Origin of the sequence: Pseudonocardia sp. ICBG1293 (assembly GCF_020131355.1) — a bacterium.
GTDB lineage: Bacteria > Actinomycetota > Actinomycetes > Mycobacteriales > Pseudonocardiaceae > Pseudonocardia.
On the sequence record NZ_JAHLEL010000043.1, the window covers coordinates 1 to 11,647 of the forward strand.

Consider the following 11,647-nt stretch of genomic DNA (forward strand, 5'->3'; position numbering starts at 1 on the left):
GCGCAGGGTCTCCAGCAGTGCCGGGTCGGCGGCGAGCACCCCGCAGTGCGGGCCCAGGAACTTGTAGGCGAGCAGGCGTAGAGGTCCGGCGCCGATGCGGCGACGTCGATCGGGGCGTGCGCCGTCAGGTGCACGCCGTCGACCATGAACAACGCGCCGGCGGCGTGCACGGCCCCGGCGATCGCCGGCAGGTCGGGACGGGTCCCGACCAGGTTCGACGCCCCGGTGACCGCGACCAGGCGGGTGCGGTCGGACAGCAGCGGCGCCACGTCGTCGAGCTCGGTGGTCGCGGGGTCGAAGTCCAGCCACCGCACCGTCCACCCCGGCGGCCTGCGCGGCGCTCACCCAGGGACGGATGTTCGCATCGTGGTCGAGCCGGGTCACGACGATCTCGTCGCCCGGTGACCAGGTCGCGGACAGCGTGCGGGCGAGGTCGAAGGTCAGGGCGGTCATGCTGCGCCCGAACACGATCCCGCGCGGGTCCACGCCGAGGAGGTCGGCCATGGCGGAGCGGGCGCCGAGCACGATCGCGTCGGCGGCGCGCTCCCCGCTGGTGACCGTCCCACGGTTGGCCAGCGGGGAGGTCATGGCGGCCGCCACCGCCCCCGCGACCGCGTCGGGGACCTGGGAGCCACCGGGCCCGTCGAAGTGGGCGATCCCGGCGCGCAGGGCGGGGAAACGGCTGCGGACGGCGGCGACGTCGTAGCTCATGGCCGAACCCTGTCACGCCGGTGCTCCGGACGCGCCCGGGCAACGATCACATGTCACCGGGGTGTCGTACCGCCCGTGTGGGTGACATGCGGGCCATGATCCCCGCCATGTCGAGGTCCTGGGAGCGTTCGCGCGGGCGGCACACCCGACGCCGGCGGCGGCGTTCGGTGCACCGGCGCACCTGGACGGTGCTCGCGACCACCCTGGTCGCCCTGGTGGTCCTGCTCGCGGGCGGGACCGCCGCGCTGGCCGGGGGCCGGGTCGGGGACACCGTGGGCGGCGGCGGCGGCTCGCTGGCCCGCAACCTCGCCGGCGCCGTCGACCGCCTGCGGCCCGCCCCGGCCGTGCCGCCCGCACCACCGGTGCCCGAGGTCCTCACCAGCACCCCGGGCGGCCCCGGCCCGGTCGCCCCGCGTGGCCCGGTCCGCACCGGCGTCAGCACCGGGACCCTCGACGGCGTCGCGCTCACCGCCGACTCCGGCGACGGGCCGGTCACCGTCCCCGGCACCCTGTCCCCCGACGGCCGCACCTGGACCGCCGCGGAGCCGCTGGAGTTCGCCACCACCTACCGGTGGTCGGGCACCTGAGTGCTGGGCCCGCAGGACCGGCGCCCGGTACCGGCGGCGCCGTTCAGCACCGTCGACCCGGACGACACGGTCGAGGCCACGATGAACATCGGGACGGCGGCGAGGTCGGCGTCGGCGCCCCGGTGGTGCTGCGGTTCGGCGAGACGCTCCCCGACGAGGCGAAGGCCGCCGTCGAGCGGCAGCTGAGCGTCACCGCGTCGCGGACGGTCGAGGGCGCCTGGGCGTGGCTGCCCGACACCGCCGAGGGCTCGCGGGTGCACTACCGCCCGAGGTCCTACTGGCCCGCGCACACGCGGGTCCACGTGCGGGGTGCGCTGCGCGGGCTCGACCTGGGCGGGGGCACCTACGTGACCGACGACCTGGACCGGACCTTCACCGTCGGGCGCAGCCAGGTCGTGAAGGCCGACACCCGCAGCCACGCGATCGTCGTCGTCCGCGACGGCGCGGAGGTCGCCCGCTACGACGCCTCCTACGGGCTGGAGTCCGACCCTCGCCGGGTGACCCGCTCGGGGGTGCACGTGGTGATGGCCAAGTCGGAGAAGGTGCTGATGAGCAACCCCGACTACGGCTACGTCGACGAGCCGCAGTTCTGGGCGGTCCGGATCTCCAACAACGGCGAGTTCATCCACGCCAACCCCGCCTCGTCGTGGGCCCAGGGCAACCGCAACGTCAGCCACGGCTGCATCAACCTGTCCACACGGGACGCGAAGGAGTTCTTCGCGAGCGCCGTGTTCGGCGACCCGGTCGAGGTGACCGGCAGCTCGCAGCCGCTGACCGCGGCCGACGGCGACCTCTACGACTGGTCGATCCCCTGGGACGAGTGGCGCTCGCTGAGCGCACTGTCCTGACCCCCGCACGCGGACGAGCGCTCCCGGGAGCCGGGCCGCCCGACGACAGCGCGGCACGTCGTGACGGACCGTCTGGTCCGGGACCGATCGGTCCGTTAAGCTCCCCGGGACCCTGCAACGACGGAAAGGCCTCCCATGCCCCTCTGGACCGTCCACCACAGCGCCGACTGCCTCGACCCCGACGACCGGCGGATCCTGGCCGAGGGCATCACCGGCATCTACTCGATGCTGCCGCCGTTCTACGTCGGCGTGGTGTTCCAGGCCGCCGAACCCGGTGCGCTGTTCATCGGCGGGGTCCCCCGGGAGCGGTCCGTGCGGATCCAGGTGGACCACATCGCCCGGACCCTGCCCGACGCGTCCGCGCGCGACCGCCTGATCGGCCGGGTCCGCGACCTGCTGACCCCCTTCATGGCCGAGCGGTCGCTGGACTGGGAGCTCCACGTCGACGAGACCTCCCGGGAGCTCTGGCTCATCCAGGGGCTGCGCCCGCCGGGGCCGGGGACCCCCGGCGAGCGCCTGTGGGCCGAGCGCGGCGCGCCGGTCCCCCTCGACGACGTCGTCACGAGCGGTCCCTGATGCCGGCTCCCGGGGCCGGACCGGCCACTTCCGGCACGACGCCACGAACGGACCGATCGGTCCGCTATCATCGCCGGATGGCTCGCACGCCCGCCCCGGGCACCCGGGAACGCATCCTCGCGACCGCGTCGCGGTTGTTCTACGCGCACGGGGTCCGCGCGGTCGGGATGAACCGGATCATCAGCGAGGCCGGCACCGGGAAGAACCTGCTCTACCAGCACTTCACCACCAAGGACGACCTGGTCGCGGGCTACCTCGGCCGGGTCCGTGAGCGCCGGGTGGACGCGATCCACCGGGCCCTCGACGCGGCGGGCGACGACCCGCGCGACCGGCTCGTGGCCCTGGTCGGCGAGCTCGGCGACCTGGTGACCCGCACGGGCTCGCGGGGGTGCGCCTTCCGCAACTACCTCGTCGAGTTCCCCGACGACTCCCCCGCCGGTTCCACGGACGGCGCGGACACCTCCGTCGGGGCCGGCACACCGGCCACCCTCGCCCGGGAACACCTGGCGGAGGTACGCGCGGTCATCGACGGACTGGTCGGGGAGCTCGGGACCGACGACCCCGACCGGCTCGCCGACGAGCTCTGCCTGGTCGTCGACGGGCTGTTCATGCAGGCCGCCCACCGCGACCCGGACGGTCTCCGGCGCGGCGCCGACACCGCCGTGCGCCTCACCCGGCGCCTCGTCGGGGCCTGACCACCCGCCCCGTCGCCCGGTGCCGCCCGGCCCGCCCGCCCTGCCCGCCCGTCGGACCGGACCGATCAGTCCGTATCGAGAGGACCGCCATGCCCGCCCCCCGGCCCGGTGTCGTCCTGCTGATCACGTCGGCGGCGGCGTTCCTGTCGAGCCTCGACCTGTTCATCGTCAACATCGCCTTCCCCGACATCCGCGCCTCGTTCCCCGGCACCGACCTCGGGCAGATGTCGTGGATCCTCAACGGCTACACCGTGGTGTTCGCGGCGTTCCTCGCCCTCGCCGGGCGGCTCGCCGACCGCTTCGGGCACAAGCGGGTCTTCCTGGTCGGGCTCGCCGTGTTCACCCTCGCCTCGGTCGCCTGCGCGGTGGCGCCGAGCGTGGTGCTGCTGGTCGCGGCGCGGGCGGTGCAGGCCGTGGGAGCGGCCTTCGTCATGCCCACCTCGCTGTCGCTGCTGCTCGCCGCGTACCCGGCCGAGCACCGCAGCCGCGCCGTCGGCGCGTGGGCCTCGATCGGCGCCGTCGCCGCGGCGCTCGGTCCGCCCCTGGGCGGGCTGCTCGTGCAGGCGTCGTGGCACTGGGTGTTCCTGGTGAACGTGCCGATCGGGCTCGCGGCGCTGCTGGCCGGGGCGCGGGCGCTGCGCGAGTCCGACGTCGCACGGACCGGGATGCCCGACCTGCTCGGCGCACTGGCCCTGATCCTGGGCATCGGCGCGCTCGCCTACGCCCTGGTCCGCGCCCCGGACGACGGGTGGCTCTCGGCGGAGGTCCTCACCGCCACCGGGATCGCGGTCCTCGGGCTGGTCGCGGTCGTGCTGCGGTCGCGACGGCACGCCGTCCCGGCCCTGGACCTCGCCGTCGTCCGGGTGCCGGCCGTCGGCCTCGCCGCGCTGACGATGGTGGCCTTCACCTGCGGGTTCGCCGGGATGCTGGTCGTCAACGTGCTCTACCTGACCGGGACCTGGGGCTGGACGGCGCAGCTCGCGGGCCTGGCGCTCGCGCCCGGGCCGATGGTCGTGGTCGTCGTCTCGCGGCTCGCCGGGCGGCTGTCGGCGCGGATCGGGATCGGTGCGACGGCGGCGCTCGGCGCCCTGGCCTTCGCGGCCGGGCCGGTCTGGTGGCTGCTCCACCTGGGCCGCACGCCCGACTACGGCGTGGGCATGCTCCCCGGGCAGCTGCTCACCGGGCTCGGCGTCGGGCTGATCCTGCCCACGCTCTCGTCCGTGGTCGGCTCCGCGCTGCCCGCCCCGCAGTGGGGCTCGGGCTCGTCGCTGATCAACACCGCCCGGCAGGTCGGGTCGGTGCTGGGCGTGGCCCTGCTCGTCTCGGTGATCGGTGCGCACACCACCGGGCTGCCGTCGGAGTTCGGCTCGGTCCGGGCCGGATGGGTGCTCCTGACGGGGTCGGCCGTGGTCGCCGCGCTCCTCGCACTCGTGCTCGCCGCCGCCGAACGACGGCCGGCTCCGGCGACCGGGGGCGCGGACACCACGGGCGACGCCGCCGTCGACCCCGCGGCCGGGACCGCCGTGGGCGCCGCCGTGGACGCCCGCGTCGCGGTGGCCGCCCACGCCGACGGCCGGACACCCGGTACCTCGCCGGTGGTGCGTGGCATCGTCCGGGACGGCCGGGGTCGGCCGCTGGCCGGTGCGGTCGGCACGGTGATCGACGCCGGCGGCGCCGAGCTGGCCCGGGCGGTGACCGGACCCGACGGGCGGCTCGCCGTCCCGGTGGACGGCTCCCGGGTGGCGCCGGGGACGCACGTGGTCCTCGTGGTCACCGAGGCGGGTCATCACCCGCGTGCCCACCGGGTGCCACTGGGTGGTGAGGCGGCCCTGTCGCTGGTGCGGCGGGACGCGCCGGCGGCCGACCCGCTCTGACCCGGTCCCGGTCCGGCCTCCCGGGGGACCGGTCCGGCCTCCCCGGGGGGACCGGTCCGGGGGCGTCGACGCGGGCGCGCGGGGCGCCTGCGTCGCCGGCACCGCGCGTCGCTGTGAGGGCCCGTGGCGCACAGCCGGTGTCCGCGGCGCCGGGCCGGTCCGTTCCGGTCCCGCGCAGCACCGGCGGGACCGCCGCGGGGGGCCGCGGCGCGGCTACCGGATCCGGCGCTCCTCCCCCGCCCACGCCTCGTCGCGCAGGACGAACTTCTGGATCTTCCCGGTCGAGGTCTTCGGGAGTTCGGCGAAGGTGACCCGCTTCGGTGCCTTGAACCGCGCCAGCCGGCCCCGGACGTGCTCGACGATCTCGTCCTCGGTGGCGCTCGCCCCCTCGCGCAGGGTCACCCAGGCCGCGGGGACCTCGCCCCACCGCTCGTCCGGGACGGCGATCACCGCGACCTCCAGGACGGCCAGGTGGTCGGCGATGGCCTGTTCCACCTCGACGCTGGCGATGTTCTCCCCGCCGGAGATGATCACGTCCTTGGAGCGGTCGCGGAGCTCGACGTAGCCGTCGGGGTGCATGACGCCGATGTCCCCGGTGCGGAACCAGCCGTCCGGCGCGGCGTCGCGGGTGGCCTGGTCGTCGTCCAGGTAGCCGAGCATGACGTTGTTGCCGCGCAGCGCGATCTGCCCGGTGGTCCGCCCGTCGCCCGGGACGTCGGCGCCGTCGGCGTCGATCACCCGGACGGCGCAGGCGATCATGTTCCCGACGCCCTGCCGGGCCTTCATCCGCGCCCGCGCGTCGGCGTCGAGGTCGTTCCACTCCGGGCGCCAGTCGCAGATCATCGCCGGACCGAAGGTCTCGGTGAGCCCGTAGAGGTGGGTCACCTCGAACCCGAGCTCGGCCATCCGGCGCAGGATGGCCGGGCTCGGCGGCGCTCCCCCGGTCGCGACGGCCACCGGCGTCTCCACCGGCCCGGCCTCCGGGGCGTAGGCGATCATCGACAGCACGGTCGGGGCCCCGTTGAGGTGGGTGACACCCTGCTCGCGCACGAGCTGCCAGATCCGGGACGGTTCGACCTTCGGCAGGCAGACGTGCGTGGCGGCGGCCGCGGTGACCGCCCACGGGAAGCACCAGCCGTTGCAGTGGAACATCGGCAGCGTCCACAGGTGCACCGACGACGCGGTCAGCCCGGTGTGCCCGACCATCGCCAGTGCCTGCAGGTAGGCACCCCGGTGGTGGTACATCACGCCCTTCGGGTTCCCGGTGGTCCCGGACGTGTAGTTGATCGACAGCAGGCCGCGCTCGTCGCCCGGCCGCACCGCGGTGGGCTCCCCCTGCTCGACGAGGCGCTCGTAGTCCGGGCCGACCCGCACGGTGTGCGGCGGGGTGTCGAGGCGGGCGGTGACCTCGGCGACGAGGTCGTCGAACACCGGGTCGGCCACCAGCACCGAGGCGCGGGAGTGCTCCAGGATGTAGGCGACCTCGCCCGCCGACAGCCGGGTGTTGACCGCGACCAGCGCCGCGCCCGACCAGGGGACCGCGTGCGCCGCCTCCAGCCCGACGTGGGTGTTCGGCACGAGCACCGCGACCGGGCGCCCGCCGTGCAGCGCGGCGAGCGAGCCCGCCAGTCGCCGGCAGCGGTCCCGGAACTCGGTGTAGGTGAACCGCAGGTCACCGTCGACGACCGCGACCCGGTCCCCGTGCGCCGCCGCGGCCCGGTCGAGGAACGCCGTGGGCGTCAGCGGCTCGTAGGACAGGTCCACCAGATCGGCCGGGACACCCGCCGGGTGGGTGGGGACGGGAGCCTCGTCGGTCATCCCCCGAGCCTCCCCGGCGACGCGGACCGGCGCAATCGCCGCGTCGGCCCGGTGGTCCGCCGCCGCACGTCGATCCGCCGCCCGCTCAGTGATCCGATCCCCGCCCGGTGATCCGCTCCCTGCGTGCGTCCGGACGCACCCGGGGAGCGGATCACCGCGCGCACCGTCGATCACCGGCCGGTCGGCGGCCGGACGGCGGCCGGACGGCGGCCCTGTCGCCGTGGCTCGGTGCTGGGTTACGTTCGCCGTGGCAACGAGGCTCGTCGGGAGGCGGACGCGATGGCGTGGGACTTCAGCACCGATCCGGAGTTCGAGGAGAAGCTGAAGTGGATGCGCGGCTTCGTCCGCGACGAGATCATCCCGCTGGAGACGCTCGACCTGGACCGGGAGACCTTCGCCCGGATCACCGCCCCGCTCCAGGAGCAGGTCAAGGAGCAGGGCCTGTGGGCGGCGCACCTGCCCCCGGAGCTCGGCGGCGGCGGGTTCGGGCAGGTCTCGCTCGGGCTGATGCACGAGATCCTGGGCCAGTGCCGCTACGCGCCGGGTGTGTTCGGCAACCAGGCGCCCGACTCGGGCAACGCCGAGCTGCTCGCGATCGGCGGATCGCCGGAGCAGAAGGAGCGCTGGATGCACCCGCTGCTGCGCGGCGAGCTGCGGTCCTGCTTCTCGATGACCGAGCCCGGCGCCGGCGCGGACCCGACGATGCTGTCCACCCGGGCCGTGCGCGACGGCGACGACTACGTCATCAATGGCCACAAGTGGTTCTCCTCGAACGCCACCGGCTCGGACTTCCTCATCGCGATGGTGGTGACCGACCCGGACGCACCGCCGTACCAGCGCGCGTCGATGATCATCGTCCCGACCGACACCCCCGGACTCGACGTCGCCCGCGACATCCCGGTGATGGACCACCCCGAGATCGGCGGCGAGATCTACGGTGGTCACGCCGAGGTCCTCTACCGCGACGTCCGGGTGCCGGCGACGAACCTCGTCGGCAGCCCCGGTGACGGTTTCCGGCTCGCCCAGCAGCGGCTCGGCCCGGGACGCATCCACCACGCCATGCGCTGGCTCGGCCAGTCCCGGCGGGCGTTCGACATGCTCTGCGAGCGCGCCGTGTCGAGGACGGCGAGCGGGACCCGCCTCGCGGACAAGCAGATGGTGCAGGACATGGTCGCGCAGTCGGCGGCGGACATGGCCGCGGCGCGGCTGCTGACCCTGCACGCCGCGTGGACGATGGACCAGGTCGGCGCGTCGAACGCCCGGATCGAGATCGGGATGATCAAGTACTGGGGCGCGAAGGTGCTGCACGACGTGATCGACCGCGCCATCCAGGTGCACGGCTCACTGGGCTTCTCCGGGGACCTGCCGCTAGAGCAGATGTACCGGGCGGCCCGCGCGGCACGCATCTACGACGGCCCCGACGAGGTGCACAAGGAGTCCGTCGCGCGGCGGATCCTGCGCGGCTACACCCCGGTCGAGGTCCCGACCGAGCACATCCCGACCCGCACCGAGGCCGCGCGGCGCAGGTTCGCGGAGTACCTCGACACCGCCGCGGCGAACGCCTGACGACTCAGGCCGGGGTCGACCTCGGCTCCGGTCCGGCGGCGAGGTCGGCGCGGTAGTCCGCGACCAGCGCGTTCATCGCGGTGAGGAAACGGGCCACCGCGGCGAGCTCGTCGTCGTCGAACCCGGCGAGCGCCGCGTCCATCCGGGCGCCCAGCGGGCCGAAGAACGCCCCGCCCACCTCGGCGGCGTTCTCGGCCTGACGCAGGGTCACCCGCCGTCGGTCGGTGGACTCGCGGCTGCGCCGCACGTGCCCGGCGCGCTCCAGCCGGTCGACCAGTGCGGTCGTCGCGCCGGTGGACAGGCCGAGCCGGGCGCCCAGCACCCCCGGGGTCAGCGGCTCCCCCGCCGAGTCCGCGCGCATCACCGCGAGCAGCGCGTGCAGGTCGGTGGGGTGCAGCCGGTGCCGGCCCGCGAACTCCTGGCCGAGCAGCTCGGCCTCGCCTGCGTAGTCCTGCAGCAGCGCGACCAGGTCCTCGCGTCGCGTCCGGGCAGGCATGCCGGGGAGCCTAGTCGCCGAGCGCCGGCGCGCGCCGGGGACGGGTCAGCGCCCGGTCCAGCGTGGCGGGCGCTTCTCCAGGAACGCCGCGATCCCCTCCGCCCGGTCCGCCGACCGGTCGATCGCCGCCGAGGCGATCCCGGTGGCGTTCCAGCCGCGCTCGTCCGGTTCGGACACCACGCGCTCCAGCGCACGCAGCGACACCGACACCGCCAGCGGCGAGTTCTCGCACACCACGTCGGCGAGCTCCAGGGCAGCGCCCTCCGCCCGTCCCGGCTCGACCAGCTCGGTCACCAGACCCAGGGTGTACGCGCGTTCGGCGTCCAGCGGGCGCCCGGTCACCAGCAGCTGCTTGGCGACGTTGAGCGGCAGCGGCCGCGGCGCGCGGAACAGCGCCCCGCAGTTCGCGACCAGGCCGCGGGCGACCTCCGGCAGCCCGAAGCGCGCGGTCGTCGACGCGACGACCATGTCGCAGGCCAGCACGATCTCGAAGCCACCGCCGTAGGCGACGCCCTCGACCGCGGCGATCAGCGGACGTCGCCGGTCGCGCCGGACCACGCCGTAGTTCCCGCCGCGGGGGGTGGGACCGCCCGAGCCCGCGGCCAGGTCGGTGCCCGCACTGAAGGCCGTCGCGCCCCCGGCCAGCACTCCGCACCAGAGGTCGGGGTCGTCGTCGAGGGTGTTGAGAGCCTCGTCGAGCCCCGCGGTCATCGCCGCGTCGACGGCGTTGCGCTTGTCCGGCCGGGTCATCCGGATCAGGAGCACGTGCCCGTGCCGCTCGGTGGTCACCCGGGTCCCCGCCATGCCGTCGGTCACGATCGTGACTGTAGGTGGGGAGCGGGCGCGGGGCGTTCGTAGTGTGGTGATCGTGTCCCGCAGCAAGCGCGTCCCGTCCGCGGCCGTCCTGTCCGTCCCGCTGGTCCTGACCGGTGCCCTCGCCGGTCTCGGGCTGCACGTCCGCCGCAACATGGGGGCCCGCGCGAGCGAGCTGCGCCGGATCGCGTCCGCCTCGCCGAACGCCGTCGACGGGCTGTTCGCCAACACCGAACCGGGGCTGCCGCGGGCCAAGGCCTCGGCCCGGATGATCCTCAACATGCTGGTCGGCCGCCGGTCCCGGGGCATCGCTCCCGCCCCGGTGCCGATCGCGCCGCCGCAGCGGCCCGGCACGCCCGCCGGGCTGGCGGTGACCTGGCTGGGCCACGCCGGGGTGCTGCTCGAGATCGACGGCCGCCGGGTGCTGGTCGACCCGGTCTGGTCGGAGTACGCCTCCCCGGTGCCGCGCTTCGGGCCACGCCGGCTGCACCCGCCGGTGGCGCCGCTGGCCGAGCTCGGGGCCCCCGACGTCGTCGTGATCAGCCACGACCACTACGACCACCTCGACCGCCCGACGGTCACCGCGCTGGCCCGGGGGACCTCCGCGGTGTTCGTCGGGCCGCTCGGGGTGGGCGCGCACCTGCGCTCCTGGGGCGTGCCGGGGCACCGGGTCGTCGAGCGCGACTGGGAGGGCGTGGTCTCGGTCGCCGGGCTGGAGCTGACGTGCCTGGAGACCCGGCACTTCTCCGGGCGGGGGCTGCGCCGCAACACGACGTTGTGGGCCGCCTGGAAGGTCGCCGGGCCGCAGCACACCGCCTACCTGGGCGGGGACACCGGGGCGACCCGGGCGCACGCGCGCACCGGGGCCGCGCACGGCCCGTTCGATCTGACGGTGCTGCCGATCGGCGCCTACGCCGACCTGTGGCCCGACATCCACGCCGATCCGGAGCAGGCGGTCACCGCACACCGCGAGCTCGGCGGCCGGGTGATGCTGCCGATCCACTGGGCCACGTTCGACCTGGGCTTCCACCCGTGGGACGAGCCCGCCGAGCGGGCCCGCAAGGCCGCGGCCGACCAGGACGTGGTCCTGGCGCTGCCGCGGCCGGGCGAGCGCATCGACCTGACCGGGGTCACGACGGTCGACGACGCGCGCGCCGTGGTCCCCACCGAGCCGTGGTGGCCGACCGTCCGCTGATTCGCCGCACGTTCCCGCTGGCCCTTTCCGCCCATTCCCGTCGCCCGGACGACGTATCCCCCGACCGGAAACGCCGGCGCCGGACTATTTCCGGGCAGGGGTTCGACAGGTCGGTTCGGCATCCTTTATTCTTCTGCCCGAAGAATCGGTTCCGGCCCCGACCGGTCGATTCCTGTCTCCGGCCGGTCCGGCGATTCCCCCGTGGAAGGAATGACGACGTGGCGCAGCAGACGACCATCACCCTGGTCGACGACCTGGATGGCACCGAGGCCGACGAGCAGGTGGAGTTCTCCGTCGACGGCCGCGCCTACGAGATCGACCTGTCCACGAAGAATGCCGAGAAGCTGCGGGAATCGTTGGCGCCCTACGTCGCCGCCGCCGGCGGGCGTCCGGCCGGCGCAGTGCCCCCCTGCAGCTCCTCGTCGTCGAACGGATCCAGCGCCTCGGAACGCGCCGCGAACCGCGCCG

11 protein-coding genes and 1 pseudogene are annotated in these 11,647 nt (G+C 75.0%); 8 read left to right on the forward strand and 4 right to left on the reverse strand.

Annotated features, from left to right (window positions below; genetic code table 11):
- Positions 1–711, reverse strand: a pseudogene (locus tag KPF47_RS19970) (aminotransferase class V-fold PLP-dependent enzyme); the annotation flags it as partial.
- 107 nt (positions 712–818) lie between these two features.
- Here KPF47_RS19970 and KPF47_RS38935 point away from each other — a divergent pair.
- From KPF47_RS38935 to KPF47_RS19995, 5 genes are all read left to right on the forward strand, one after another.
- Positions 819–1,298 carry an Ig-like domain-containing protein gene (locus tag KPF47_RS38935; RefSeq protein ID WP_255658844.1) on the forward strand — a complete coding sequence of 160 codons (480 nt, stop codon included), beginning with the start codon at positions 819–821 and terminating at the stop codon, positions 1,296–1,298.
- Positions 1,283–2,146 (forward strand): L,D-transpeptidase, encoded by an 864-nt coding sequence (locus tag KPF47_RS38940; protein WP_308015277.1) that lies wholly within the window; start codon positions 1,283–1,285, stop codon positions 2,144–2,146. The genes KPF47_RS38935 and KPF47_RS38940 overlap by 16 nt, the downstream gene beginning before the upstream one ends.
- Positions 2,147–2,281: 135 nt before the next feature.
- A complete protein-coding gene (locus KPF47_RS19985; RefSeq protein ID WP_224386205.1) occupies positions 2,282–2,722 on the forward strand; it encodes a tautomerase family protein in 441 nt (146 codons plus the stop codon).
- Positions 2,723–2,799: 77 nt separating this feature from the next.
- Positions 2,800–3,417, forward strand: coding sequence for a TetR/AcrR family transcriptional regulator (locus tag KPF47_RS19990; RefSeq protein ID WP_224386206.1), 618 nt, complete (start codon positions 2,800–2,802; stop codon positions 3,415–3,417).
- Between the two features lie 89 nt (positions 3,418–3,506).
- Positions 3,507–5,291: an MFS transporter gene (locus KPF47_RS19995; RefSeq protein WP_224386207.1), complete on the forward strand. Its 1,785-nt coding sequence runs from the start codon at positions 3,507–3,509 to the stop codon at positions 5,289–5,291.
- Between the two features lie 213 nt (positions 5,292–5,504).
- Here KPF47_RS19995 and KPF47_RS20000 read toward each other — a convergent pair whose 3' ends face one another.
- Positions 5,505–7,109 carry an AMP-binding protein gene (locus KPF47_RS20000; RefSeq protein WP_224386208.1) on the reverse strand — a complete coding sequence of 535 codons (1,605 nt, stop codon included), beginning with the start codon at positions 7,107–7,109 and terminating at the stop codon, positions 5,505–5,507.
- A 228-nt stretch (positions 7,110–7,337) separates the two neighbouring features.
- Here KPF47_RS20000 and KPF47_RS20005 point away from each other — a divergent pair, with 228 nt between their 5' ends.
- Positions 7,338–8,675: an acyl-CoA dehydrogenase family protein gene (locus tag KPF47_RS20005; RefSeq protein ID WP_224390252.1), complete on the forward strand. Its 1,338-nt coding sequence runs from the start codon at positions 7,338–7,340 to the stop codon at positions 8,673–8,675.
- Between the two features lie 4 nt (positions 8,676–8,679).
- On the opposite strand, the gene KPF47_RS20010 is transcribed toward KPF47_RS20005, so the two are convergent.
- Positions 8,680–9,171, reverse strand: coding sequence for a MarR family winged helix-turn-helix transcriptional regulator (locus KPF47_RS20010; RefSeq protein WP_224390253.1), 492 nt, complete (start codon positions 9,169–9,171; stop codon positions 8,680–8,682).
- 45 nt (positions 9,172–9,216) lie between these two features.
- Positions 9,217–9,987, reverse strand: coding sequence for an enoyl-CoA hydratase-related protein (locus tag KPF47_RS20015; RefSeq protein WP_224390254.1), 771 nt, complete (start codon positions 9,985–9,987; stop codon positions 9,217–9,219).
- Between the two features lie 52 nt (positions 9,988–10,039).
- On the opposite strand from KPF47_RS20015, the gene KPF47_RS20020 reads away from it, so the two are divergent.
- Positions 10,040–11,179 (forward strand): MBL fold metallo-hydrolase, encoded by a 1,140-nt coding sequence (locus tag KPF47_RS20020; protein ID WP_224390255.1) that lies wholly within the window; start codon positions 10,040–10,042, stop codon positions 11,177–11,179.
- A gap of 218 nt (positions 11,180–11,397) precedes the next feature.
- A partial coding sequence (locus KPF47_RS20025) for an Lsr2 family protein (protein WP_224390256.1) occupies positions 11,398–11,647 on the forward strand: 250 nt, incomplete at its 3' end.